General features: G+C 61.1%; 23 protein-coding genes. 11 read left to right on the forward strand and 12 right to left on the reverse strand.

What is annotated here, in order from left to right:
* Nucleotides 1-14 precede the first annotated feature (14 nt).
* Entirely contained in the window at nucleotides 15-1,778 is a 1,764-nt protein-coding gene (locus KJY40_RS00650; protein ID WP_230734344.1) for a cation:proton antiporter, read from the reverse strand.
* 282 nt (nucleotides 1,779-2,060) lie between these two features.
* On the opposite strand from KJY40_RS00650, the gene KJY40_RS00655 reads away from it, so the two are divergent.
* Complete coding sequence (locus KJY40_RS00655; RefSeq protein ID WP_003229693.1) at nucleotides 2,061-2,543, forward strand: acyl-CoA thioesterase; 483 nt, start codon at nucleotides 2,061-2,063, stop codon at nucleotides 2,541-2,543.
* 117 nt (nucleotides 2,544-2,660) lie between these two features.
* Here the strand turns inward: KJY40_RS00655 and pdxY are convergent, their stop codons facing one another.
* Nucleotides 2,661-3,533 (reverse strand): pyridoxal kinase PdxY, encoded by an 873-nt coding sequence (pdxY, locus tag KJY40_RS00660; RefSeq protein WP_230734346.1) that lies wholly within the window; start codon nucleotides 3,531-3,533, stop codon nucleotides 2,661-2,663.
* Nucleotides 3,534-3,650: 117 nt separating this feature from the next.
* Between pdxY and KJY40_RS00665 the strand changes: the two genes are divergently transcribed.
* Nucleotides 3,651-4,064, forward strand: coding sequence for a DUF3301 domain-containing protein (locus tag KJY40_RS00665; RefSeq protein ID WP_230734348.1), 414 nt, complete (start codon nucleotides 3,651-3,653; stop codon nucleotides 4,062-4,064).
* A 1-nt stretch (nucleotide 4,065) separates the two neighbouring features.
* Here KJY40_RS00665 and KJY40_RS00670 read toward each other — a convergent pair whose 3' ends face one another.
* Nucleotides 4,066-5,037, reverse strand: a complete 972-nt coding sequence (locus tag KJY40_RS00670; RefSeq protein ID WP_230734350.1) for a CobW family GTP-binding protein — start codon at nucleotides 5,035-5,037, stop codon at nucleotides 4,066-4,068.
* A gap of 25 nt (nucleotides 5,038-5,062) precedes the next feature.
* Between KJY40_RS00670 and KJY40_RS00675 the strand changes: the two genes are divergently transcribed.
* Entirely contained in the window at nucleotides 5,063-5,419 is a 357-nt protein-coding gene (locus KJY40_RS00675; RefSeq protein ID WP_179693208.1) for an NADH:ubiquinone oxidoreductase, read from the forward strand.
* Nucleotides 5,420-5,423: 4 nt separating this feature from the next.
* Here the strand turns inward: KJY40_RS00675 and KJY40_RS00680 are convergent, their stop codons facing one another.
* Both KJY40_RS00680 and zigA read right to left on the reverse strand, forming a co-directional pair.
* Nucleotides 5,424-6,074, reverse strand: a complete 651-nt coding sequence (locus KJY40_RS00680) for a DUF1826 domain-containing protein (RefSeq protein WP_230734352.1) — start codon at nucleotides 6,072-6,074, stop codon at nucleotides 5,424-5,426.
* The gene (gene zigA / locus KJY40_RS00685; RefSeq protein WP_230734354.1) at nucleotides 6,074-7,279 is read right to left on the reverse strand and encodes a zinc metallochaperone GTPase ZigA; all 1,206 of its coding nucleotides are present in this window, start codon (nucleotides 7,277-7,279) and stop codon (nucleotides 6,074-6,076) included. The genes KJY40_RS00680 and zigA overlap by 1 nt, the downstream gene beginning before the upstream one ends.
* A gap of 224 nt (nucleotides 7,280-7,503) precedes the next feature.
* Between zigA and KJY40_RS00690 the strand changes: the two genes are divergently transcribed.
* Nucleotides 7,504-7,878, forward strand: coding sequence for a glutamine synthetase (locus KJY40_RS00690; protein ID WP_230734356.1), 375 nt, complete (start codon nucleotides 7,504-7,506; stop codon nucleotides 7,876-7,878).
* Here the strand turns inward: KJY40_RS00690 and KJY40_RS00695 are convergent.
* Complete coding sequence (locus KJY40_RS00695) at nucleotides 7,875-9,074, reverse strand: N-acetylmuramoyl-L-alanine amidase (protein ID WP_230734358.1); 1,200 nt, start codon at nucleotides 9,072-9,074, stop codon at nucleotides 7,875-7,877. The genes KJY40_RS00690 and KJY40_RS00695 overlap by 4 nt on opposite strands.
* A gap of 84 nt (nucleotides 9,075-9,158) precedes the next feature.
* On the opposite strand from KJY40_RS00695, the gene folE2 reads away from it, so the two are divergent.
* The 6 genes from folE2 to KJY40_RS00725 are packed head-to-tail and all read left to right on the forward strand — an operon-like array spanning nucleotide 9,159 to nucleotide 14,371.
* Nucleotides 9,159-10,055, forward strand: a complete 897-nt coding sequence (folE2, locus tag KJY40_RS00700; protein ID WP_230737784.1) for a GTP cyclohydrolase FolE2 — start codon at nucleotides 9,159-9,161, stop codon at nucleotides 10,053-10,055.
* Nucleotides 10,052-10,720 carry a metal ABC transporter ATP-binding protein gene (locus KJY40_RS00705; RefSeq protein ID WP_230734360.1) on the forward strand — a complete coding sequence of 223 codons (669 nt, stop codon included), beginning with the start codon at nucleotides 10,052-10,054 and terminating at the stop codon, nucleotides 10,718-10,720. Before folE2 ends, KJY40_RS00705 begins: the two co-directional genes overlap by 4 nt.
* Nucleotides 10,720-11,586: a metal ABC transporter permease gene (locus tag KJY40_RS00710; protein ID WP_230734362.1), complete on the forward strand. Its 867-nt coding sequence runs from the start codon at nucleotides 10,720-10,722 to the stop codon at nucleotides 11,584-11,586. The genes KJY40_RS00705 and KJY40_RS00710 overlap by 1 nt, the downstream gene beginning before the upstream one ends.
* An 11-nt stretch (nucleotides 11,587-11,597) precedes the next feature.
* Complete coding sequence (locus KJY40_RS00715; protein WP_201819733.1) at nucleotides 11,598-12,473, forward strand: metal ABC transporter substrate-binding protein; 876 nt, start codon at nucleotides 11,598-11,600, stop codon at nucleotides 12,471-12,473.
* Nucleotides 12,470-13,030 carry a gamma carbonic anhydrase family protein gene (locus tag KJY40_RS00720; protein ID WP_074689871.1) on the forward strand — a complete coding sequence of 187 codons (561 nt, stop codon included), beginning with the start codon at nucleotides 12,470-12,472 and terminating at the stop codon, nucleotides 13,028-13,030. Before KJY40_RS00715 ends, KJY40_RS00720 begins: the two co-directional genes overlap by 4 nt.
* Nucleotides 13,031-13,033: 3 nt before the next feature.
* Entirely contained in the window at nucleotides 13,034-14,371 is a 1,338-nt protein-coding gene (locus KJY40_RS00725; RefSeq protein WP_230734364.1) for a dihydroorotase, read from the forward strand.
* A 45-nt stretch (nucleotides 14,372-14,416) separates the two neighbouring features.
* On the opposite strand, the gene KJY40_RS00730 is transcribed toward KJY40_RS00725, so the two are convergent.
* Nucleotides 14,417-14,935, reverse strand: coding sequence for a DUF3617 domain-containing protein (locus tag KJY40_RS00730; RefSeq protein ID WP_007954220.1), 519 nt, complete (start codon nucleotides 14,933-14,935; stop codon nucleotides 14,417-14,419).
* 146 nt (nucleotides 14,936-15,081) lie between these two features.
* Between KJY40_RS00730 and cls the strand changes: the two genes are divergently transcribed.
* Nucleotides 15,082-16,521, forward strand: coding sequence for a cardiolipin synthase (cls, locus tag KJY40_RS00735; protein ID WP_230734366.1), 1,440 nt, complete (start codon nucleotides 15,082-15,084; stop codon nucleotides 16,519-16,521).
* 2 nt (nucleotides 16,522-16,523) lie between these two features.
* On the opposite strand, the gene cfaB is transcribed toward cls, so the two are convergent.
* The 5 genes from cfaB to hflK (KJY40_RS00760) all read right to left on the reverse strand — a co-directional run bounded on the left by cfaB (nucleotide 16,524) and on the right by hflK (KJY40_RS00760) (nucleotide 23,837).
* Nucleotides 16,524-17,711: a C17 cyclopropane fatty acid synthase CfaB gene (cfaB, locus tag KJY40_RS00740; RefSeq protein ID WP_230734368.1), complete on the reverse strand. Its 1,188-nt coding sequence runs from the start codon at nucleotides 17,709-17,711 to the stop codon at nucleotides 16,524-16,526.
* Between the two features lie 177 nt (nucleotides 17,712-17,888).
* Nucleotides 17,889-19,796: a heavy metal translocating P-type ATPase gene (locus tag KJY40_RS00745; RefSeq protein WP_230734370.1), complete on the reverse strand. Its 1,908-nt coding sequence runs from the start codon at nucleotides 19,794-19,796 to the stop codon at nucleotides 17,889-17,891.
* Nucleotides 19,793-20,851 (reverse strand): protease modulator HflK, encoded by a 1,059-nt coding sequence (gene hflK / locus KJY40_RS00750; protein WP_011336660.1) that lies wholly within the window; start codon nucleotides 20,849-20,851, stop codon nucleotides 19,793-19,795. The genes KJY40_RS00745 and hflK (KJY40_RS00750) overlap by 4 nt, the downstream gene beginning before the upstream one ends.
* Entirely contained in the window at nucleotides 20,848-21,894 is a 1,047-nt protein-coding gene (gene hflC, locus KJY40_RS00755; protein ID WP_230734372.1) for a protease modulator HflC, read from the reverse strand. Before hflC ends, hflK (KJY40_RS00750) begins: the two co-directional genes overlap by 4 nt.
* Entirely contained in the window at nucleotides 21,891-23,837 is a 1,947-nt protein-coding gene (gene hflK / locus KJY40_RS00760) for a protease modulator HflK (protein WP_230734374.1), read from the reverse strand. The genes hflC and hflK (KJY40_RS00760) overlap by 4 nt, the downstream gene beginning before the upstream one ends.
* Between the last annotated feature and the right edge of the window lie 98 nt (nucleotides 23,838-23,935).

Genomic DNA, 23,935 nt, shown 5'->3' on the forward strand with positions numbered 1-23,935 from the left:
GATCCCATGGGTGGTCAGTGCCCCGACGGCTCTTTGTGGTTGTCGAGGGTTTCCAGCAGGGCCACCTGCATCCGCGTGTGCACCCGGATGAACCAGCGCCAGAGCAGCGCCGCCACGACGGCCGCGACCACGGCGATCAGCACCAGCAGCTTGTTGGTCGGCAAGATACTGGCCGACAAGGCTGCCAGCAGCAGGAAAATCACCAGCAGCGAGATGATCGGGATCACTTCGGCGATCACCCGGCGCACTCGCTGTGTGTGACGCCCGGCCATTTCCGGCTTCACGCCCATCTCCGCCAATAGCATCGACAGCGCCTTGAGCTTGCGATAGGCCGCGATCAGGAACGGCAACGACACCAGCAACGCCCCGCCCCAGATCAACGCCTTCTGCCAGCTCGGATCGCTGATCCACTCCTGCATCCAGATCGAGAGGCGCCCGGCAAAGAAAGCGCCGGCAAAGAAGATCGCGATCACCAGCGCCAGATTGACCCCGACCTGCAGAAGAATCCGCCGGATCATCGAGGCCAGCATCGCCCCCTCGCCTTGCGGCTGAATGCTGCGCAGCCACTCGCCGTACATCCCGAACACTCGACCGAGGCGCTGCGGCATCGCGGCGGAGAGCTTGATCGACAGCGGATCGGCAGCGCGGATCAGATACGGCGTCAGTAGCGTGGTAATCACCGAAACCGCCACAGCCACCGGATAGAGGAAGTTGCTGGTGACCTGGAGCGTCATCCCCAGCGCCGCGATGATGAAGGAGAATTCGCCAATCTGCGAAAGCCCCATCCCGACCCGCAGCGAGGTGCGTCCGTCATTGCCGGCGATAAACGCCCCGAGGCCGCAGGACAACATCTTGCCCAGCACCACGGCGACCGTGATCACCGCAATCGGCCACGCGTATTGCAGAAGGATCATCGGGTCGAGCATCAGGCCGATGGCGACAAAGAAGATCGCGCTGAACAGGTCGCGAACCGGCTCGATCAGGCGCTCGATTTTCAGCAGTTGCCGCGACTCGGCCATGATCGCGCCGATCAGGAACGCCCCGAGCACCATGCTGTACTCGAGTTTGACCACCAGCAGGCAGAAGCCGAAACACAGGCCCAGCACGGTGATCAGCAGCATCTCGTTGCTTTCGAATTTCGCCACGTAGGCCAACAGTCGCGGCACCAGCAGAATGCCGACCACCAGCGCGACGATCATGAACAGCGAGAGCTTGCCGACGGTAGAAAACACTTCGCCGGAACTCACCGTGCCGCTGACTGCGATGCTCGACAACAAGGCGATGATGCCGATGCCGAGAATGTCCTCGACGATCAGCACACCGAAGATCAGCTGCGCGAAGCGCTCGTTTTTCATCTTCAGGTCGTTGAGTGCCTTGACGATGATGGTGGTCGAGGAGATCGCCAGGATCGCGCCGAGGAACAGCGAATCCATGGTGTTCCAGTCGAACCAGCGGCCGATTTCGTAGCCGATCCAGATCATCAGGACAATTTCGAGGAACGCTGCGATGAATGCTGTGGCGCCGACCTTGAACAGCTTGCGCAGGCTGAACTCCAGACCCAGGCAGAACATCAGGAAAATCACCCCCAGCTCGGCGAGGGTCTTGATGGTTTCTCCGTCGTGGATCAGGCCGAACGGCGGTGTGTGCGGGCCGATGATGAAACCGGCGACGATATAGCCAAGTACCACCGGCTGCTTGAAGCGGTGGAACAGCACGGTCACCACACCTGCGACCAACATGATCACCGCCAGATCCTGAATAAAGCTGATGGCATGCATGGTGTGGGCTCCTTGAATGACGAGGCTCACGCAGGCATGGGAAATGTCTGGGCGAGCTGAGTAAAAATCCGCTTTGGGTGTAGGAATCGCCCTTGGGGAGGCGCTTTCGCAGGGTAACACCGCGACTTCCGGCTGAAAGGCGGTGCAATATATGGAAACAGATCGATTCGGGCGTGACGGCGGCCAGTTGCCTGGCGTCCCGATAACGGTGCTTTTGAAAAGCGACCAGGCACCCGCAGAGGTGTTTCTTCCAGCAACCCTGCCTTGACCCGTGAGAACGTTATGGAACCCGGAAACGCCCAGCTGTCGATGACGGTACTGATGACCCCCGACATGGCCAACTTCTCTGGCAATGTCCACGGCGGCACCCTGCTCAAATACCTCGACGAAGTGGCCTACGCCTGCGCCAGCCGGTATGCCGGCCGCTACGTGGTGACCCTGTCGGTGGATCAAGTGATTTTCCGCGAGCCGATCCACGTCGGCGAACTGGTGACCTTCCTCGCGTCGGTGAACTACACCGGCAACACCTCGATGGAAGTCGGTATCAAAGTGGTGACCGAGAACATCCGCGAGCGCTCGGTGCGTCATACCAACAGCTGTTTCTTCACCATGGTCGCGGTGGACGATCAGCGCAAACCCGCCGCCGTACCGCCGCTGCAACCGCAGAACAGCGAAGACAAACGCCGCTACATGCAGGCGCAGCAACGCCGGCAGATCCGTCAGGAGCTGGAAAAGCGCTATCAGGAAATCAAGGGCGACGCCTGATCAGCCCTTCGATTTATGGCGCTCTGCAGATAGCTTTCGCGAGCAAGCCCGCTCCCACATTTGGAATGCGTTCCTCCTGTGGGAGCGGGCTTGCTCGCGAATGAGGACAACTCGGTCTTACAGACTGATCGGCGTGGCTTCGAACTTCACCCGCGGATGCGCAATCCGGTCCTGCGCCCGCACCAGTTGCAGCTCGTAGCTGGCGCAGGCCTGGGTTTCCAGCAGCACTTCATGCACCGCTGCTGCGGTGAATTCAAAAGCCGCCACCAGGCTGTCGCCGAGCAGCACGCGCGCCAGGAACAGGCCGGACGTCAGATCGCCCACCCCCACCGGCTGACGCGGAAACGCCAGCAGCGGACGCCGCAGGTGCCAGCTGCCCTCGGCCGTCACCAGCAACATCTCAAAACCATCCGCCGGCTTGCCCGGGTAATCCAGATGCTTGACCAGCACCGCTTTCGGCCCGCGAGCCAGCAGCGCCCGCGCCATCGTCAGGCAATCGAACAGCGACTGCGGCTTGCGTCCGGAGAAGCTGTCCAGCTCCAGCTGGTTCGGGCACATGAAATCCGCAACGGCAGCAGCTTCCTCCAGCAGGAAGTCACTGACTTCGGCGGGAACGCTGCAACCCTTTTCTGGATGCCCCATCACCGGGTCGCACAGATAAAGGGCTTTCGGGTTGCCTGCCTTGATCCGCTCGATGCCACTGAGAATCGCCCGGCCCTGCGCCGCGCTGCCGAGATAGCCGGACAGCACCGCATCGCAATTGCCCAGCTCACCGATGGCGGCGATGCCTTCGACCAGTTCGGGGATCCGGTGCGGCGCCAGCACTTCTCCGGCCCACTGGCCGTACTGTGTGTGGTTGGAGAACTGCACCGTATTGAGCGGCCAGACATTCACCCCGACCCGCTGCATCGGAAAAACCGCAGCGCTGTTGCCGGCGTGGCCGAACACCACATGGGACTGGATGGCGAGCAGATGAGGCGTACGTTTCATTCGGGTTTTTCCGTAAAACGATTGAAATTCAAGCCGCGCAGTATGCGACGAAAAGCAGCCTGTACGACAGACCGGCGACGCAGTTAAGCTGACGCCATCATTTGGAGTTTCGTGTTGATGCTCACCCTGGAAAACATTTTCGTGCTGATGCTGTTCGCCATTGCCGGTGCGTGGCTCTGGCACAACCACGGCTTGCGCGAGCGGGCGCTGGAGCGGGTCAAACAGCATTGCGTGAATGTCGGCGTCGAGTTGCTCGACGGTAACGTGGCGCTGAAGAAGATCGGCCTGATCAAGGACGCCAGCGGTCGGCGACGTCTGGCCCGGGTCTACAATTTCGAATTTACCGTGACCGGCGAAACCCGGCACAACGGCACCATCACCCAGTTCGGTGCGCACAGCGCCCAGATCGAACTGGCGCCCTACCCGGCGCCATTTGATGACACGCCACCCGTGGTGGAAGTGACCAAGCCGGGTGGTGAAGTGATCGAGCTGAGCCAGTGGCGTCAGGAACACACCAAGTGGAAGCCTTGAATCAGCCTGCCTGAAGCCGACACCGGGCCAGCCCGGCCTGTAACTCACCAATCGCTTGTGGTTCGTCGAAAATCAGCTCGATCCGGGAATCCTTGCGCCATTCACTGGGCAGCCAGCTGGGCTCGGCATTGTCCAGCGCATTGGCTGACTGCCAGCCGTCCGGGCTGTGAATCACCAGCTTGGCCCGGCGCCAGTTCAGGCTTTTCAGCCATTGGGTAATCCCCGATATGTCGAACACCTGGCTCGGATGCCAGCGCCAACCGATGCTCCAACCTCCCTCCTGAGCCTGACTCAGACAGATCGGCAATGTCGGATCGTTCCAGATGGCCGGCATCTGCGCCAGCCCTTGGGGCACGATCAACTGATCCACACCTGCCTGCGCCTGCACCGCCAGACCCGGCAATTCGCTGAGCGGCAACATTGCCTGCTGCGTCCAGATCAGCCGGACAGACGGCAACTGCCGGGTGATTCGCTCACGCGTGGGCTCGTCGAGGCTTTCTGCCTTGTTCAACAGCAGCAGGCCTGCGCTGGACAAGGTTTCCTGCTGCGCGTCCGGCAGCGGTTTGCCCGCGGCGAGGGCCTGTGCGTCCAGCACCAGTACGCAAGGTTGTACGGCGAGAACGCCTTGCCACGGCGCGTCGTTCAGTTGCTTCAGCAACTGCGCCGGATGCCCGAGCCCCGAGGGCTCGATGAACAGGCGATCCGGCCGCGCCTTGCGCAACAAACGCCCCAGACCGATCTGGAACGGCGCACCGTTCACGCAACACAAACAGCCCCCGGCCACTTCGCCCAGTGCGATACCATCGGCGTCGCGGGTCAACAGCGCAGCGTCGAGCCCGATCTGGCCGAACTCATTGATCAGCACCGCCCAACGCTCGCCCGCCGGTCGCTGGGCCATGAGCTGGCGGATCAGGCTGGTCTTGCCCGCGCCCAAGGGGCCGGCGATGACGTGGGTGGGAATGTTCTGCAACATGATCAAGGTTTTCTGGAGGTCGAAGATGCGGTGGATGGGATGGTCGTTGCTGCTGGCGCTGGTGTCGGGCGAGGCGTTGGCACAGGCCTGCGTGGTGCACAGTCAGGCAGAGCGGCTCGACGTGAAAGTCTGCCAGCAGAACCGCAACATCCCGGAAAAACTGTTCAACGACGGCTTCTGCCAGCCGACCCTGGCCGGGCAGAAAGTCGAGGTTCAATACGTCGACCAGTGCCCCGCCGGCGCATTCGGCGTGTGCAGCAACGCACAAGTCGCCAATATGCCTTATCGCCAGGATATCCACTATTACGGCGTGGCCACCGATGCGGCGTATTTGCAGCCTTATTGCGAGGCTCAGAGTCAGGGGAAATGGCTCAAGCCCTGAGGCGCTATCCGAGCCAGTCGAGGGTCAGCATCAGCCGCCGCTCACCCGGCGCCGGTTGCGGCGAGCGATGGATCAGCCCGAAACCTTCATTGCCGTGCCATTTTTCGCCCTTGAGCAATGCCACTTCGCCCCGATTCAATTGCTGAATCCGTGACCTTTCCTGCGGCTCGGCTTGCGGCTGTCCCAGTTGCCGACGGTCCATCTGCCCCTCCCTTAGCCATTCACTGCCGACACCGGCGTACGTCGTAATCAACCGCACCGGCACATGATCGACGTGAAAACGCGGACACATGGCTTTGTCCAATACCCGCAGGCGCAAGCCGATACGCCGCGCGCCCAGCAGGCAGGCGAAGGCACTGACCAGCCATTTCAAGTCGGCGATAAATCCTTCGTAGCCTTCCAGATCGCGAAAGCCGCTGGCCAGTCCCGTGAGATCCGGTTCTGCGTCTTCGTCCGGTAATTCCAGGCACAGCGACTCGGCGTAAGGCTCGTTCAGAGACAGCAACAAGTCCGCGAATTCGGCAATGTGCAGCGGAAGCTGTCGTTGCCAGACCGCGAGGTTGGTCTCGTCGTCAAGAATGTCCGCCAGTGCCTGCGGGGTCTGGCCGAAAGAGTGATGGCGCGTGCTGCCTGGCAGCGGTTTCAGGGCGAGCATCAGGCGACCTCGTCGTGCCAGGAGCCAAAAGGATCGCGCAGTAGCAGCCAGCCTTGAGTACCGAGCGCCATTTCGTCATCGGTCAGCAGACAATCATCGAGTTCCGATGACAACTGTGCGAAATCGATGTTCTGCCCGATAAACACCAGCTCCTGGCGACAATCGCCTACGCTGGCGATCCAGTTTTCCATGATCGCGGCGGTACTTTCCTGATCCTGCGGCCACTGTTCTTTCGGCACGAAGCGCCACCAGCGCCCGGCGAAACCATGGCGCATCAGCCCGCCAGCCTGGGACCAGCTGCCGGCGTCGGTGGGTTTGCTGGCCAGCCAGAAGAAGCCTTTGGAGCGCAGCAGTTTGCCGTTTACCCAAGGGCGATCGATGAAGTCGAAGAAACGCTGCGGATGAAAGGGCCGGCGTGCCCGATAGGCCGTGGAGGCGATGCCGTACTCCTCGGTTTCCGGCACATGTTCCCCACGCAGTTCCTGCAGCCAACCGGGCGCCTGAGCGGCCTTTTCGAAGTCGAAACGACCGGTATTGAGAATTTTCTCCAGCGGTACCTCACCCATGACCATCGGGATGATCTCGGCCTGAGCGTTGAGGCGTCTGAGAATGGCCATCAGCTCTTCCCGCTCGCGGCTGCTGATCAGGTCGATCTTGCTGATCAACAGAACGTCGGCGAACTCGATCTGCTCGATCAGCAGATCGGTGATCGAACGCTCATCTTCTTCACCAAGAAATTCGCCACGAGAGGCGAGGTTTTCAGCGGCCTGGTAGTCCGGCAGGAAGTTCATGCCGTCGACTACAGTAACCATGGTATCGAGGCGAGCGATGTCGGTGAGGCTTTGCCCTTGTTCATCACGGAAAGTGAACGTCTCGGCCACTGGTAACGGCTCGGAGATTCCCGTCGATTCGATCAGCAGATAGTCGAAGCGGCCTTCACGGGCCAGCTGGCTTACCTCTTCAAGCAGGTCTTCACGTAACGTACAGCAGATACAGCCGTTGCTCATTTCCACGAGCTTCTCTTCGGCACGGTTCAAGCTGACATCACGCTGGACTTCGCTGCCATCGATGTTGATTTCGCTCATATCGTTGACGATAACGGCGACGCGCAGATCGTCTCTGTTACGTAGTACGTAATTCAAAAGTGTACTTTTTCCGGCGCCGAGAAAGCCGGACAAAACGGTCACGGGAAGTCGGGAAGACATTGGATAAACCTCATCAGACGGTCGCTAAACAGCGCTGGAGGCTCTCGGGGCTAGCGTTCTTGGGCTTCGATGAGATCAACAGGGAAGCGGACGCTTGAAAAGGAAGCCACGGAAAGCCTTGTCCGATTAATGTTATAGTATAACAACAAATTCAATCTACTCTCTTCTTGCCCAAAGTGACAAAGGGCTGGAAGCTGCAACCAAGGCCGTCGCCGAGTTACGTCATGAAAACCGCGTTGAAATACTCGTTTATCTGCCTGGCATTGCTGACGCTGAATGCCGAAGCACAAGTGCCGGGGCTCGCCAATTGCACCCGCAGCGCGAACCTGTTGGCGTGCATCGATGGCAACGGCAACGCCTATAGCGTCAACACCGTCGGCAGCACGATTTACCTGCGCGGATTCGAGAAAGCAGGCAACCGCTACTGGGCACAAACCAACAGCCGCTACGGGCAACTGACGTTCTTCACCGGCATCGCTTCCGATGGGGAAGCCTGGGTTGGCTACAACCGCCGCGTGGGCTGGACGACGATCAATCGGTTTTCCAGCTCCGGTGGCAGCAGCGCGAAGTTCACCTGCAGCCGGATCACTGGCTGCTAAACCCGCGATTCTTTCTGCTCTTGTTGCCACGCCATGTAGCTGTCGACGGGTGGATTTTTCTGGAAATAGCGCTGCAAGCCATTAAATAAACCATCCGCCACGGCCTGCTGATGACGCGCCGTCACCAGGCGCTGACTGTCCCGTGCGTTGGAAATGAACCCGGTTTCCACCAGGATTGATGGCACATCCGGCGATTTCAGAACGGCAAATCCAGCCTGTTCCACACGCTTTTGATGCAGCGTGGTGATTCCGGCCAGACTACCCAGCACTGTGCTTCCGAGTTGCAAACTGGCGGCGATGGTTGCGTTCATCGACATGTCGAGGATCACGCCAGCGAGCATCGGATCCTTGTCCTTGAGATTGAGCAGGCTGGTAGCACCAAGCAGATCCACACCGTTCTCACGCTGCGCCATGAACCGCGCGGTAGCGGATGTTGCACCGCCTTCGGACAAGCAATATACCGACGCCCCGGAAGCCGTCAGACGCGGTGCAGCATCGGCGTGCACCGAGATGAACATGTCAGCCTTGTGCTGACGCGCAATCTCCACACGCTTGCGTAACGGAACGAAGAAATCGTCGTTACGAACCAGCTTCACATCAAAGCCTTTTTCTCGTTTAAGCCGACGTGCGAGCAGTTGCGCAATGGACAAAACCACATCCTTTTCCCGCTCGCCCTTGGCGCCAATTGCACCCGGATCTTTCCCGCCATGACCAGGGTCGACGACCACCATGATGTCGCGCTTGGGGTGGGATTTTTCTTGGGGTGTTTCACGTGGAACGCTCGCCGGGAGCACTGCTGAAGCGCTCATAAGATCCAGAACCAGGCGATGTCCTTGCCCGTCCTGGGGTGCCAGCAAGAATGAATTGAGCTGAACCGGGCTGCTTAAATCCAGGACGATCCGGGTATTCCCTTGGCCAAAATGGCCGGAGCGGATCGAATGAATAGGGGTGCCGGATAACGCCAACTGGCTGAAATCCCCACTCAGGCTGGCGCCGCTCAAATCGATGATCAACCGCTCCGGCGCACTCAAGGCGAATGTCTTGTAGCTCACGGGACCACTCAGATCGAACACTAGCCGAAGCTTGTCATCCGAACGCCAAAGCCGCGCATTGCGTATCTGCGTGGCGGACACCGAAAAAGGCAAAACAAAGGCCGCGCTGGCCAGCATCAGGTTGAGCAAATGGCGTCTGTGCATATGAAAGCCTGTTCATGAAAAAGGCATCGTGGTTTGAATTGTTATAATGTAACATCAAATTCAATCACCATGATGGAACTGCTCATGAACGCGCTGACTTTGCCGGATGTTGCGGCTCAAGCCGCCCGCCAGGCCCTGCCTCTCGAATGGGTGGGGATGTGCGGCATCGCATTACCTGTGTTTATCGAAGGCCAACGCTTGGCTGCCAAAGCGGATGCGGGTGTCAGTCTGGATGATGGAGATGCACGCGGCATTCACATGTCGCGCCTGTATCTGGGACTGGAAACGCTGGAGCAGCAAAACCTTTCTCCCGCTCTTTTACGCCGAGTTCTGCAGCGTTTCCTCGACAGCCACGAAGATCTGTCCGACGCCGCCTATCTGAATATCCACACTGATTTACTGCTGAGAAGGCCGGCATTGGTCAGTCCTTTGGCGGGATGGAAAACTTATCCCGTCACCGTTTCAGCCCGGCTAAAAAACAAAGTGTTCCACGTGGAACTGAAAATAGATGTCGCGTACTCCTCAACTTGCCCGTGTTCCGCAGCATTGGCGAGGCAGTTGATCCAGCAACAATTCGTCGACGACTTCGCCAACAAACCACTGCAACACGCCGATGTGTTGGCGTGGCTGGGCTCAACCCAAGGCATTGTGGCGACACCTCACAGCCAACGCAGTACCGCACAACTGCATCTGCACCTGGACGAGTTCATCGACGAACTACCCCTGACGTCCATCATCAACGACGCCGAAGCAGCACTCGGCACCGCCGTGCAAACCGCTGTGAAACGCGCCGACGAACAAGCCTTCGCCCTCGCCAATGGCCAGAACCTGATGTTCTGCGAAGACGCTGCCCGACGCCTGAACCTGGCACTGCGTCGCTCACCCGGTGTCAGCGAATTCCACGTACGAGTCATCCACGCCGAAAGCCTTCACGCTCACGACGCCGTCGCCGAGAGTCATTGGCGCCGGGAGCAGCCATGATCCGCTGCCAGAACCTGAGCTGGGGAGCACCCGGTCAACCGCTTACCGCACCGCTTAACATGAAGTTGGAAAGCGGCAGCATGACAGCAATCATCGGCGTCAACGGCAGCGGCAAAAGCAGCCTGCTGAAAGTGATCGCCGGGTTACAGCGACCATTGTCCGGCAAGGTCGAGCTGGGTGTTCCACGCCAAAGCGGTTTGTCCTTTCTGCCTCAGCAACAACATCTGGATCGACAGTTCCCGATCAGCCTTCAGGAATTGGTGGCGGCCGGATTCTGGGGACGCCGACTGTCTTCACAACTCAGGGCTCAACGTCTCGATTCAGCACTGGAAGACTGGCACCTGAGCGGACTGGAACATCGTCCCCTGATGGCTCTCTCCGGCGGAGAACTGCAACGCGCCCTGCTCGCCCGATTGAGCTTGGCCGACACACCGTTGCTGCTGCTCGACGAACCCCATGCCGCACTCGACGAACTGGGTCAGACACTGTTGTGGCAACACCTGCACGCCTGGCATGAACAAGGACGAACCCTGGTCGTGGTTTGCCATGACCTTGCCGCCGTGCGCCAACACATTCCACAGACTCTGCTGATCAAACAGAGCGGCTGCGCATTCGGCAGCAGTGCCGACCTCATCCAGCAAACGCCTCACACGCAGGTGGCCTGATGCTCACGCTCAGCCATTTATGGCAACCGTTCCACGAGTTCGTCTTCATGCGTCGTGCACTGCTCGGCGGTCTGGTCCTGGCGTGCAGCACGGCACCACTGGGTGTGTTTCTGATCCTGCGCCGGATGAGCCTGATCGGTGATGCGGTCGCCCACGGCATCCTCCCCGGCGCGGCGTTGGGGTTCTGGTTCGCTGGGCTGAGTCTGCCGGCGCTGACCCTCGGCGGCCTTGGTGCCGGCCTGAGCATGGCCGGACTCGCCGCGTGGATCACTCGACGCACCGGCCTGCGCGAAGACGCCAGCCTCGCGGCCATCTATCCCATATCGCTGGCCAGCGGCGTGCTGATTCTGGGGATCGCCGGCAAGCGACTCGATTTGCTGCACCTGCTGTTCGGCTCCGCACTGGCGGTCGACGGAGCGACCCTCAACGGCATGTTGTGGGTATCGGCGCTCAGCGTGATGGCCGTGGCGCTGATCTACAAACCGTTGCTGCTCGACACGCTCGATCCATTTTTCCTGCGCACGGTCAGCCGGCTTGGCCCCGTCGCCCATGGCGTGTTCCTGACGCTGGTGGTGCTCAATCTGGTAATCGGTTTCCAAGCGATCGGTGCCTTGATGGTGGTCGGCCTGATGATGCTGCCCGCTGCCGCCTCACGCTTCTGGAGCCGGCGCCTGCCGATCCTGATTGCCATCGCCGCGCTCATCGGTTGCGCATCGGTATGGCTCGGCCTGTTGCTGTCGTTCTACTACTCGCTGCCCAGCGGCCCGGCCATCGTACTGGTCGCCGGTGGCAGTTACCTGTTGTCCGTGGTGTTCGGACCGGTTCACGGTCTGTTGCGCCGCCCGCCTTTGCTCACATCCCAATGAGGTGTTTCCCGATGCGCGCTCTACTCGTGCTGTTCAGCCTGATGCTGTCGATGTCGTTATCGGCGGCGGAAAAACTGCCGGTGGTCACCAGTTTCAGCATCCTTGCCGACATGGTGCATCAGGTCGGTGGCGAGCATATCCAGATCACCAACATGGTCGGCCCTGACGCCGATGCCCACACTTACGAACCGACGCCGGATGACGCCAAGGCCCTGCTCAAGGCAAAACTGATCGTCAAGAACGGCCTGGGTTTCGAGCCTTGGCTGGATCGGCTGGTCGCCAGCACCGATACCAGAGCTCCAGTGATCAGCGCCAGCCGTGGCGTGATTCCGCGCTCGCTGGATGAGGACGGCGAAACCGTCCCCGACCCCCACGCCTGGCACAACCTGGCAAATGCCGAGCTGTACGTCGCCAACATCACCAAGGCGCTGATCGCTGCTGACCCGGCAAACAAAGCCGACTACGAGCGCAACAGCCAGGCCTACCTGAAACAGATCTACGCCCTCCTCGCCCAAGCGAAAGCCAAGCTCGGTTCATTGCCGCCGGGTAACCGCAAGATCGTCACCAGCCACGATGCCTTCGGTTATCTCGGTCAGGCCTACGGTATCGACTTCATGGCACCACAAGGTTTGTCCACCGAACGCGAACCCTCCGCTGCCGAAGTCGCCGCGCTGATCACCCAGATTCGCCAGGCCAAGGTCAAAGCGGTGTTCATGGAAAACATCAAGGACGCACGCCTGCTGAAACAGATCGCCGACGAAAGCGGCGCACACATCGGCGGCACGCTGTACTCCGACGCCCTCGCCGCCAGCGGTCCGGCCAGCACCTTCACCGGGCTGTTCGAATACAACCTCAACACCCTTTACCAAGCCCTGAGCCAACCATGATCCGTAAAAATCCTTCCGGTGATTTGCCGCAGATTGCCGAGTCTGCCTACGTCGATAAAACCGCGATCATCTGCGGCAAAGTGGTGATCGGCGAAAACGTGTTCGTCGGCCCGTACGCGGTGATCCGCGCCGATGAGGTGGACGCCACGGGCGACATGGAGCCGATCACCATCGGCGCCAATTCGAACATCCAGGACGGCGTGGTGATCCACTCCAAATCCGGCGCGGCGGTGACCATCGGCGAATTCAGCTCCATCGCCCACCGCTCGATCGTGCATGGCCCGTGCACGGTCGGCGACCGGGTGTTCATCGGCTTCAACAGCGTGCTGTTCAACTGCGTGGTCGGCAACGGTTGCGTGGTGCGGCACAACTCGGTGGTCGACGGCCGGGATCTGCCGGACGCGTTCTACGTGCCCTCCACCACCCGCATCGGCCCGGGCACCGACCTCTCGCAGTTCCCACCGGTGAGCGTCAGCGCTTCGGAGTTTTCCGAAGACGTGGCGCGCACCAACGTCGACCTGGTGCGCGGCTACAAAGCCCTGCAGAACGAGTTCTGAATCATGAGCAGTGTGTTGATTCGCAATGCGCGGCTGGTGAATGAGGGCCGTGAATTCGACGCCGATCTGTTGGTCAGCAACGGGCGCATCGTCAAGATCGCCGGCAGCATCGAAGGTGAAAACGCGACCCGTGAAATCGACGCCAACGGCCAATGGCTGCTGCCGGGAATGATTGACGACCAAGTGCATTTCCGTGAGCCGGGTGCGCCGGCCAAGGGCAGCATCCACACCGAATCCCGTGCAGCCGTGGCCGGTGGCATCACCAGTTTCATGGACATGCCCAACACCAACCCCGCCACTCTGACCCTTGACGCACTGGCCGATAAAAAGCGCCGGGCAGCGATCAATTCGGTTGCCAACTACGGTTTTCACTTCGGCGTCAGTCACGACAATCTGGACACGGTCGCGGCGCTAAATCCGAGCGAAGTGGCCGGGGTCAAAGTGTTCATGGGCGCGTCCACCGGCAACATGCTGGTGGACGACCCCAACACCCTCGAGCGCCTGTTCGCGGAAGTGCCGACCATTCTGCTGGCCCACTGTGAACACACGCCGAGCATCGAAGCGAATGCCTTGAATCTGCGCGAACGCTTCGGCAACCAATTGCCACCCGACGCCCATGCGCTGATCCGCAATGCCGATACCTGCTTTCGCTCGTCGTCTCTGGCGGTGGATCTGGCCAGACGTCACGGCACTCGCCTGCACGTCCTGCACCTGACCACAGCCCGCGAACTGGCCTTGTTCGAAGACAAACCGCTGAAGCAAAAACGCATCACCGCCGAAGTCTGTCTGCACCATTTACTGTTTGATGACCGTGACTATCCAATCCTCGGCAACCTGATCAAATGCAATCCGGCGATCAAGTCCCAGAGCGATCGCGACGCCCTGCGCCAGGCACTGCTGAGCAATCGGCTGGACGTGATCGGCAGTGATCACGCGCCGCACACCTGGGCGGAAAAACAGCAAGCGTATGAACAGGCACCGTCCGGACTGCCACTGGTGCAACACGCGCTGCCGGCGTTGTTGGAACTGGTGGCGGATGGCGTGCTGCCGATCACCATGCTGGTGGCGAAAACCAGTCACCGGGTGGCGGATCTGTTTGCCATTCCGGATCGCGGTTATTTGCGTGAGGGGTATTGGGCGGATCTGGTGTTGGTGCAACCGGAGCCCAAGGGTGTCGCGGTGTCACGCCAGCCGGTCCTGTCGCAATGCGGCTGGACGCCGTTCGCTCAGCGCAGCTTTCGGCATCGGGTCAGCACAACGATGGTGTCTGGGCAGATCGCGTGGCATGACCAACGGATCCATGACAACTGCCAGGGATTGCCGCTGCGCTTCATGCGCTGAAAAAAACCGCCTCCACTCGAGGTGGAGGCGGTTTCGACAGTGACGTCAGGCTCTCGGTTTGACCGTGCCGCAATCCTGACCCAGCCAGACCGCCCGGGTTTCCAGACTGCCCTTCTGATTGATCCCGATGGCATTGAAGGTGCCGTTGGCGACAGTGGTGAACTCGCGGTCACTGAGGAACGTCGCGACGCCGGTGCCCTGGGCTTTCGGGCAACTGAAGCGGAATTTCCACTGGTTGCCGACACGTTCGGTGATCTGCTGTTTGCACCCCGACTGCGGGTCCGCCAGCGGAATATCGTTGGTCGCCACCTGCTGCGGCGTCAGGCAGGCGCGGATGCCCTTGCCACCGATGTTGATCCCCTGCTTCTCCAGTTCCGCCCGCTGCTGCGGGGTGATCTGGCCCTGAATCTGGCCGAGGATCGATTGCACATCCATCACCTGATCATCGACCTTCACATTGCTCGACGTCATTTCCCACAACCCCGGCTGCAGCATTTGCGCCTGAGCAACCACCGGCAAGGCCAAACCCAGGCCCAGCGCTAAACCCAGCAGACGAACGTTCATTGAAAAACTCCTGATCAGTAGTGGCCGTTAGACGCCGGCCACCTGTTTCGGTTCATGGCGGGCGCCGGCGGCTTGAAAACAAATAGCGACAATCGCCCTGGAACATGGTCTGTTAAGCATTGAATCTTCAGGAGCAAGGTTGCCCCATGGATTATTTCGGACCGCACATTTTCGGTTATCTGATCGCCCTGATACACACCCTCGGCTCGATCGCCGCGATCCATGCCGTATTGACCGTACGCACCGCCCAAGGCTCGATCGCCTGGGCGCTGTCGCTGATCTTCATTCCCTACCTCACCCTCATCCCGTATCTGGTGTTCGGTCGCAGCACCTTCGATGGCTACATCAAGGCCCGCCGCCAGGCCAACGAACAGATGCGCCAGGCGATTTCCGAACTCAACTGGCGGCCGTGGGTGGAGGAAGCCCTGACCGCCCGCGCCTCGAATGCTTATGACTCATTGCGCGCGATGCCGAAGCTGGGACGCATGCCGTGCCTGGCCAACAATGAAGTGCGATTGCTGATCAACGGCGCGGCCACCTTCGAGGCGATTTTCCACGCAATCGACCAGGCACGGGAAGCGGTGCTGATCCAGTTTTTCATCATTCACGACGATCGTCTCGGCCAGCGTCTGCGTGACCTGCTGCTGAAGAAAGCGGCCGAAGGCGTGGTGATTCATTTGCTCTACGACCGTATCGGCAGCCACGCCCTGCCCCACAGCTACGTGCAGGCGCTGCGCGACGGCGGCGTCGAGGTCAAAGCGTTCGCCACCCGCAGCGGCTGGCTCAATCGTTTCCAGGTGAATTTCCGTAACCACCGCAAGATCGTGGTGGTCGACGGGCTGATCGGGTTTGTTGGCGGGCACAACGTCGGCGACGAATACATGGGTGAAAAACCACCCCTGGCACCGTGGCGCGATACTCACGTCCAGGTGCGGGGCCCGGTGGTGGCGTGTATGCAGGAGTCATTTGCCGAAGACTGGTTCTGGGCCGCGAGGTCATTGCCGCCGCTGATCCTGCCGGACGCGTACCCGGAGGATGGCGTGCTTTGCCAATTGCTCGCCAGCGGCCCGGCGGATGCCTACGAAACCTGCTCGCTGTTCTTCGTCGAAGCCATCCACGCCGCCACCGAGCGCGTGTGGATCACCAGCCCCTACTTCATTCCCGACGAAGCCGTTTTCGCGGCATTACGCCTCGCGGTATTGCGCGGGGTCGACGTGCGCCTGCTGCTGCCTTCGCGCCCCGACCATCGCATCGTCTACGCCGCCTCCAGTCTGTACGCGTTCGAAGCGGTACGCGCCGGGGTGCGGGTATTCCGCTACGAACCGGGGTTCCTGCATCAGAAAGTGGTGTTGATCGACGGCGAAATCAGCGCCATCGGCAGCGCCAATCTGGACAACCGTTCGTTCCGGCTGAATTTCGAGGTAATGCTGCTGACCGTCGACAGCGAATTCGCCGCCAGCGTGGAACAGATGCTCAACGATGATTTCGCCCAGGCCTACGAAGTCGCCAAAGAAGAAAGCCGGGAGATCCACCGCCTGCAACAGGTCGGTATGCGGATCGCCCGGCTGATTTCACCGATACTCTAGGTTCAAGGGTGGTAGATGTCGTCCCTCGTCCACGGCAGTTCATGGCTGCCGTCGGCATGGGCCTTCACGGCGAGGATCTGGTGCAGGTTGATCCAGCCGCGAGCGAATGCATAAGCGCAGCCCGCCAGGTACAGACGCCAGATGCGCAGCGCCTGATCCGGCACCAGTTTCGCGGCGGCTTCAAGATTGTCCTCCAGCCGTTCGCTCCAGTGGTCCAGCGTGCGCGCGTAGTGCAGGCGCAGACTCTCGACGTCGACGATCTCCAGACCCGCTTCGCTGATCTCGGCCGAGATCATCGCCAGGTGCGGCAGCTCGCCGTTGGGGAACACGTATTTCTCGATGAAATCCCCAGCACCGCGTCCCACCGGACGACCATCCGTGTGCTTGGCGGTGATGCCGTGGTTCATCACCAGGCCGCCCTCTTTCACCGCGCCGAACAGGGTTTTGCAGTATTCGGCGAGGTTGGCGTGGCCGACGTGTTCGAACATGCCGACGCTGACCACTTTATCGAAACGCCCGTCCTGGGGCAGATCGCGGTAGTCCAGCAGTTGCAGTTCTATCTGATCTTCCAGCCCTTCGGCTTTCACTCGTTCGCGGGCCAGAGCCAGTTGCTCCTTGCTCAGGGTGATACCGAAGACCTTGGCGCCAAACTCGCGGGCGGCATACCGCGCCAGCCCGCCCCAACCACAACCGACGTCCAGCAGATAGTCGCCGGGCTGCAGACGCAGCTTGCGGCACAGGTGCCGGAACTTGGCCTGCTGGGCTTGCTCCAGGGATTCGCTGCCGGTTTCGAAATACGCGCAGGAATACGCCATGTCGCTGTCCAGCCACAGCTGGTAGAACGCGTTGGACAGGTCGTAGTGATAGGAGATGGCCTTGGCGTCGGTTTCCTTGTCGTGGAGCGTGCGCACCGGCTGACTGTCTTCATCTTCATTGAGCAGCGCCGTGCTCAACTCATCGCACACCCGGATGACTTCGCTGATCGAGCCCTCCAGTTCGAGCTTGCCCTCGACGAAGGCCGCACCCAATGCGTCGAGACTTGGATGGGTGAACTGGGTGACCATCTGCGGGTCCTTGACCACGATGGTGACGCTGGGCGTCGGGCCCAGATTGAATTCATGGCCGTCCCAGAGTCGCAGGCGAAGCGGAAGCTGCAGATTCTGTAAGGCCGGTGGAAGTTGCGCGAGCATGGAATATCCCCCTGGTTTCAGACGTCTGATCTGAGGGTAGACCATCCTTGAAAATTAGCAGGCTATCGATTTGATAGTCGCCGACTATCAGCCACAGCGGCTGTCACCGCGCTGTCATCCTTGTTTCAGTGCGCCTTCTCAAATGACTGCGAGAGCGACGCACAGTTCGAAAATTGATCAGTCCGACGCTTTCAGCTTCAGCAGCGGTTCCTGAAAACGCAGCAGGCGACCGGCATTGCCCAGCACCAGCAACGTGCTCAGGTCGTGCAGCAACGCTGCGATCATCGCCCCCGCTGCACCGAGCCAGCCGAAGGCCGCGAACACCACGATGGCCAGCGTCCAGCCCAGACCGATGATCACGTTCACTTGCAAGGTCCGTCGGCACTCACGACTCAGGCGCACACAGGTGCCGAGCCGGCGCAGGTCGCTGCCGATCAGCACGATGTCGGCGGAGGCCAGCGCAATGTCCGCGCCGCCCGCTCCCATCGCCACCCCGACCACGCCGGCCTTGAGCGCCAGCGAATCGTTGATCCCGTCACCAACCACCATCGGCCGGAAGCCGTTGTCGATTTCCTTGAGCACTCGATTGAGTTTGTCTTCGGGCAGTGCCTGGGCCTCGACTTCGTGCAGGCCGACATCCTTGGCCAAGGTTTGCGCGACGCTTTGCCGGTCGCCGGTCAACAGCAGTTGTCGTCCCAATCCGAGGTCGCGCAGTTCACTCAACGCAAATCGCGCTTCCGGTTTGACGGTGTCGGCCAGCAACAGCCAGGCGAGAAATTCGCCATTCAATGCCAACCCTGCAATCGGGCCATCGTGTTCAGGGATCGCCGTGGTCGGAATACTCAACTGCGCAAACAGCTCCGGGCGCCCGAGCGCGGCCTCGCCTTGCGCGGTGTTGGCCACTACGCCCAACCCCTGCCGCTCATGAATATCGGTCAGCACCAGCACTTCTTCTGCGCTGACCAGTCCGGCCAGCGCGCGGCTGACCGGATGGCTGCTCGCCGCACCCAGACTTGCAGCCAGCGCCATTACCGACCCGTGATCCGCTTGCGGGCTATTGATCGATTGCAAGCGCAGCGTGCCGTACGTCAGGGTGCCGGTCTTGTCGACGACCAGCGAGGTGAGGTCCGCCAGTTCCTCAAGGAACGCCGAACTGCGGATCAGAATCCCGTGCCGCGCCGCCACCGCCACCCCGGCAATCGCCGTGGCCGGCGCTGACAACACCAGAGCGCATGGGCATGCCGCCACCAGCACCGCGAGCATCGCCTGTGCATCGTTGGTGATAAACCAGGTCACTGCCGCGAGCAACAACACCAGCACCATGTAACTGCCGGCATAACGTTCGAGCAAACGAGTGATCGGTGGTTTGGAGCGTTCGGCGTTCTGCATCAGCGCGATGACTTTGCCGAGGGTGGATTCATCCCCGGTACGGGTCACTTCAATTCGCAGCAGCCCGTCGAGGTTGATCGCGCCGCCAAACACCGCCATGCCGACGCCCGCCTCCACCGGGACCGACTCACCGGTGATCGACGCCGTATCGAGGCTGGCCTGGCCGGATAAAACTCTACCGTCCGCCGGCACCCGGTCCCCGGCGCGCACTTCCACTTTGTCGCCGGCCTTGAGCGTGCCGTTGTCGACTTCGATGATCGTGCCGTCCGCCTGCACCTTGCGCGCATGACTGCGGGTCAGTTGGCCGAGGGCATGAATCGCTTCCTGGGAGCCGATCACACTGCGCTCTTCCAGCACGTGACCGAAGATCATGATGATCGGCAGCAGCGCGGCCGTTAGCAGATCACCCGTAGCCCAGGCCCCGATCATCGCCAGAGCGATCAACTGATCGGTGATGCCGTGCAGGCTCGGATAACGCAGGCTGAACCACGCCGAACGCATCACCGGCACCGCCACTAATAAAGAAGCGAATCCGAGCAACAACTGGCTGACGCCGGTTTGCTCCGGCATCAACCAGCGCCAGATCAGCCCCAGACCGAGCAACCCGAGGGCAAGCATCGCCAGGGTCAACTGGCGCGCGGCGCGGCGTTGTTCGGCCGAGGACAACAGGCTCGGAGATGAGGTAGTGGCCGTCATTTGCTGGCTCCCTGAATGATCAGGCGTGAATCGTCTTTCGGATCGACTGTGGTCACCGAACCAGCCTGCCCGAGAATCTTCGGCATCCGCTCGCGGTACAGACGCAACAGCATTTGCGGGTCCGTGCCTTGCTGTTGCGCCTTGGCCAGGCTCAACACCGTCGCCGTGTCGGCGGAGGCTTTGGCCAGGCGCTCACCGGCCTGGGCGTGGGCGACTTGTAGCGTGCGGTCGGCCTGTTCGTTGGCAGACTGAGTGAGTTTCTCGGCCTCGGTTCGAGCATTGGCGACCGCTTTGTCAGCTTGCTGGCTGGCAGTGAGGACGGCGTTGAACGCGCTCACCGCCGGCTCCGGCAGACTCGATTGCACATCGACCCGAGCCACTTCGATGCCGATGCCCTGGCCGCTTGCCTTCAACTCGGCGAGACGTCGGTTGATGCCTTGCACCAGATCGCCACGCAACCGTTCGCGACGTTCGGCCGCCTGATTGTCGGCGCCGATCAACTCAGGTCGCGCCACCAGAATCGTGTCCAGATCCCGCGCCGCCGTCAGCGCCACAGCGCTGCGCGTCACCACTCGATCCAGCGCCGGCAGCACATGCTCGCCTTGCAGCACGAAGTCATAGGGATCGGTGACCTTGTAGAACACTCGCACATCCAGTTGCACCACGCCGGCATCACCGGTGAGCAAATAACCGGAGCCGGCCAGCGCGTCACTCAGCGGCGTGGCGAAGGTTGCAACGCGATCTGCCTGCACGGCCTGATCGCTGCGCAGCAGATTTTCCACCCGGCGCTCAATCACCCGATCCGCCGCTGGCAACAAAACTACCTGCTCGAACGGCTGCGGCCAGGCCAATAACAATCCGGCATTCTGAATGCGGTCCAGCGCTCCGAAATGCAAAACCACCGCGCGATTCTGCGGGTCAATCTGCCGGACATTGGAAAATGCCCAGGCCAATGCCGCCAGCACGGTTACTGCGTACAGAGCAAAAAACGCCAAACGTCCCGCCTGAATCCACGGACTGTTCAGCGAATGTGTTCCACGTGGAACTTCATTCATGGCTGCGATCCGCTTTTGTTGTCGAGATTCGGCGGACCGTCGACCAACACCCGGAATGGCGCGGCGTCGGTGCGCAGGATCAGTTTGGTGTCTGGCGAAACGATGGTGCCGAGGGTGTCCAGCGAGCGCAGCAAGTTGTACAGCTGCGGCGAACCGGCGTAAGCGCGTCCGTAAATCTGCGCCGCTTCCACCCGCGATTGAGCTTCGATATCGGCGGCTTTCACCGTGGCATCGGCTTGCACGATTCGCGCATCGCGTTCGGCGGCGGAGCGGATTTGTGCCGCTTCACGCTTGCCGATGGCGGTGCGTTCGGTGGCGATGGTTTCACGCTCGGCGCGCATCCGGTCGACCGTTGCGGTCAAGGTCACCGATGGCAAAGTCAGACGTTCTATGCCCACCTGCACCACGCGCACGCCATAAGTCGCGAGCAGTTGCTGATCGATTTGCTGGCGCAACTGCGCTTCAAAATCGGCGATGCGAACCTGGCTGGCATCGGTGTTCACCAGATTGGCCAGATCAAAACTGCTGGCCGTGGTTTCCAGTGCCGAGCCGACAAACGTCCGGATCTGCCGCGCCGCTTCGTCCGGCTGGTTCTGCACGGCGCGCATGAAGCGCTGCACGTTGTCGGGATCGCCCTGCACCTGCCAGGCCACGTACGCCTGGACGATGATGCGCAAACCGTCGCGGGTGCCGACGTCCTGCAAGCCGCTGGAGGTCGTGCGCAAACGCAGATCCACCGGAATTGCCGCTTCGAACGGCGCCGGCCAGCGCCAGCTCAGACCCGGATCCAGCAACACACGGGACGGGTTACCGAAACGGGTAATGACCGTGGCTTCACCGGAGCGCACTTGCACCAGGCTCGCGGCCGCGATGGCGAACGCCACCAGCAACGCTGCCCAGCCCATGCGTTTGAACGGAAAAGGCCCCGCCTCCTCCGGCGCACCGTGGTGATGGTGATGATGCCCGTGATGGTGATGACCGCCGCCATGAGCATGATCGTGGCCGCTGTGGTCATGGTGATCGTGAGTGTGCGACTGGCTCAATGGGTGGCTCCTGGCTGAGCGGTGGTGCGCGCCGGATCTGCCGGCAGCGTGAACGTACGCAGGTCGATGGTCGGTGCGTTACTGCTGCCGCCCAGGCGATGGTCGAGTACCAACAATTTGGCTTTGCTCAAACCCTGGCTGAGTTGGCTGAGGTATTGCTCCAGCACGAAGGCCTGGCCGGCGCTGGCGTAGGCCTTCTGTTCGGCGCTGAATTTCAGATCCGCCGCCCGGGCGGTGGCATTGATTTCATGGGCGTTGGCACTGGCCTGATCCCGAGCGAGGCTGGCCTGCAACTGCGCCTGGTTACTCGCTTCGGCAGCAGCACCGCGCTCGCGTGAGATCAACGCCTGAGCGCCGATCTGTGCCGCTTGCACGCTGTGATAGGCATTGGCCGCCCCTGCCGGCGGGTGAATCGCTTCGACCACCGTGGCGAGAATTTCCACGCCGCTGTCGAGTTTCTGCAGATCGCTTTGCACGGCGCGGCCGATTTCTTCGGCGAGCCCGGTCCTGTCCTCGCCGAGCAATCCGTCGAGGGTGCGCGAGGCAAAGTCATGCACCAGAATCCGGCTGGCGGTGCTGCGGATCAGCGTGGGCACATCGGCGCTGTTATAAGTAGCGGCCAGCGCCGCTTGATCGCTCAGACCGATGCGGTAGACGAAGCGCACGTCCATGTTGACGATCTGAAAGCTCTGCTGATCGCCACGGCTGCTGGCGATCACCTGTGACTTGTCATTGACGTGGCTGGCATCCCACAAACGATTCGCGGTGAATGGCGCCGGGCCTTCTGCCGGATCCAGCTGCACGGGTGCCGGGTTCTCCCCGACGCTGGTCGCCAGTTCATGCACCACGCCGTTTTCAACATTCAACACACGCCCCAACGGCCAGGGCAAACCGGCGTGCGGCCCCGGCCCGAACACCTGCACCGGTTTGCCGAAGCGCTCATAGATGCCACGGCTTTGCATCGGAATTTCGTGAAGGCCGGTGAGCAACCAGCCCACCGTCGCCACCAGCAACAACACCGGCAGGAACGCGCGGCGCATGTAACTGAAGGCCCAGATCTGACGCAGATCGATGCCGAAGCGGTTATGCAATTCATGCTGCAACGCGAGCAACGGTTGTGGCGGCCAGCGCAGCAAATCGGCGACAAAACTGCGCGCCAGCAGCACCGGTTCGAGTTGTTCGCGGCGCGGGCTGAACAGCGACAGCAGCACACGCAACAGCAATTCCAGAGCAACCAGCCCAGGCAGAATGCCGATCAACACTGCCAGACGCACCGGCCAGATTGCACTCTCACTGGCGAACAACAGGCACAACGCGCCCAGCACCAGACTGATGATTGCCACGCGCGTCAGTTGCGCCAGCGCTCCGGCCTCGGGCCACTGCGCCGGGTTTTCCTGCGCCAGTTGCCGCTCCAGCACCAGCAGAGCGAACGCCAGCAGCAATGCGATAGCCGCGCCGACCGTGGCGGACAACCCCACACCCGTCGATGGCAGCGTCAGATTCCACATTTGTTCGATGCTTGACAGCACCAGCAACGACCACCCGCCCAGCCACAATGTGGGCGCGCCGATCTGTCCGAGCAGATGCAGACTGCGCTGGCTCATCCGATCCAGCAGCCGTTCGTACCAGCCTTCCGGCGCAGGTTCTTCAGCAGCCGTCACCGGCACGACGGGATTGATCACCCGCGCCCGCCATTGCGTCACCCACCACGCCGATTGCAGCCCCGCCACCAGCACCAGCAACGCCGCGCTCTGATTGACCAACAGCGCGGGCCACAGCGATTGCGGCGCAAACAGCCCGACAAAAAACGCCAGTACCCACCCTGCCCCGGCCAATGCGCCCAGACCGATCGCCAGGCGACGCAAGCGCCGGCCCTGCGTCGCCGCTTGCTGAAAGCGCGGCAATCCGGTCACCGGCGTGCCTTCATCCAGATCGACTTGCATATCCCCCCAAAACCCTTGACTCACTGCACATATCGTTACGATATAACGAAAGTCGTGAAATATTTGTACTCATTTGCGCCATTCAAAGATGCGCAACC

The organism is Pseudomonas fitomaticsae (assembly GCF_021018765.1).
GTDB classification, from domain to species: Bacteria; Pseudomonadota; Gammaproteobacteria; order Pseudomonadales; family Pseudomonadaceae; genus Aquipseudomonas; species Aquipseudomonas fitomaticsae.

What these genes read in the sequence shown, in the direction of transcription:
- zigA (WP_230734354.1), bottom strand. Translation starts at nt 7,279, where the DNA reads ATGTCTTCCCGACTTCCCGTGACCGTTTTGTCCGGCTTTCTCGGCGCC.
- KJY40_RS00745 (WP_230734370.1), bottom strand. Translation starts at nt 19,796, where the DNA reads ATGACGGCCACTACCTCATCTCCGAGCCTGTTGTCCTCGGCCGAACAA.
- KJY40_RS00655 (WP_003229693.1), top strand. Translation starts at nt 2,061, where the DNA reads ATGGAACCCGGAAACGCCCAGCTGTCGATGACGGTACTGATGACCCCC.
- hflK (WP_230734374.1), bottom strand. Translation starts at nt 23,837, where the DNA reads ATGCAAGTCGATCTGGATGAAGGCACGCCGGTGACCGGATTGCCGCGC.
- folE2 (WP_230737784.1), top strand. Translation starts at nt 9,159, where the DNA reads ATGAACGCGCTGACTTTGCCGGATGTTGCGGCTCAAGCCGCCCGCCAG.
- cfaB (WP_230734368.1), bottom strand. Translation starts at nt 17,711, where the DNA reads ATGCTCGCGCAACTTCCACCGGCCTTACAGAATCTGCAGCTTCCGCTT.
- KJY40_RS00665 (WP_230734348.1), top strand. Translation starts at nt 3,651, where the DNA reads ATGCTCACCCTGGAAAACATTTTCGTGCTGATGCTGTTCGCCATTGCC.
- KJY40_RS00690 (WP_230734356.1), top strand. Translation starts at nt 7,504, where the DNA reads ATGAAAACCGCGTTGAAATACTCGTTTATCTGCCTGGCATTGCTGACG.
- cls (WP_230734366.1), top strand. Translation starts at nt 15,082, where the DNA reads ATGGATTATTTCGGACCGCACATTTTCGGTTATCTGATCGCCCTGATA.
- KJY40_RS00705 (WP_230734360.1), top strand. Translation starts at nt 10,052, where the DNA reads ATGATCCGCTGCCAGAACCTGAGCTGGGGAGCACCCGGTCAACCGCTT.
- KJY40_RS00680 (WP_230734352.1), bottom strand. Translation starts at nt 6,074, where the DNA reads ATGCTCGCCCTGAAACCGCTGCCAGGCAGCACGCGCCATCACTCTTTC.
- KJY40_RS00720 (WP_074689871.1), top strand. Translation starts at nt 12,470, where the DNA reads ATGATCCGTAAAAATCCTTCCGGTGATTTGCCGCAGATTGCCGAGTCT.
- hflK (WP_011336660.1), bottom strand. Translation starts at nt 20,851, where the DNA reads ATGAATGAAGTTCCACGTGGAACACATTCGCTGAACAGTCCGTGGATT.
- KJY40_RS00710 (WP_230734362.1), top strand. Translation starts at nt 10,720, where the DNA reads ATGCTCACGCTCAGCCATTTATGGCAACCGTTCCACGAGTTCGTCTTC.
- KJY40_RS00670 (WP_230734350.1), bottom strand. Translation starts at nt 5,037, where the DNA reads ATGTTGCAGAACATTCCCACCCACGTCATCGCCGGCCCCTTGGGCGCG.
- pdxY (WP_230734346.1), bottom strand. Translation starts at nt 3,533, where the DNA reads ATGAAACGTACGCCTCATCTGCTCGCCATCCAGTCCCATGTGGTGTTC.
- KJY40_RS00650 (WP_230734344.1), bottom strand. Translation starts at nt 1,778, where the DNA reads ATGCATGCCATCAGCTTTATTCAGGATCTGGCGGTGATCATGTTGGTC.
- KJY40_RS00695 (WP_230734358.1), bottom strand. Translation starts at nt 9,074, where the DNA reads ATGCACAGACGCCATTTGCTCAACCTGATGCTGGCCAGCGCGGCCTTT.
- KJY40_RS00730 (WP_007954220.1), bottom strand. Translation starts at nt 14,935, where the DNA reads ATGAACGTTCGTCTGCTGGGTTTAGCGCTGGGCCTGGGTTTGGCCTTG.
- KJY40_RS00715 (WP_201819733.1), top strand. Translation starts at nt 11,598, where the DNA reads ATGCGCGCTCTACTCGTGCTGTTCAGCCTGATGCTGTCGATGTCGTTA.
- KJY40_RS00725 (WP_230734364.1), top strand. Translation starts at nt 13,034, where the DNA reads ATGAGCAGTGTGTTGATTCGCAATGCGCGGCTGGTGAATGAGGGCCGT.
- KJY40_RS00675 (WP_179693208.1), top strand. Translation starts at nt 5,063, where the DNA reads ATGCGGTGGATGGGATGGTCGTTGCTGCTGGCGCTGGTGTCGGGCGAG.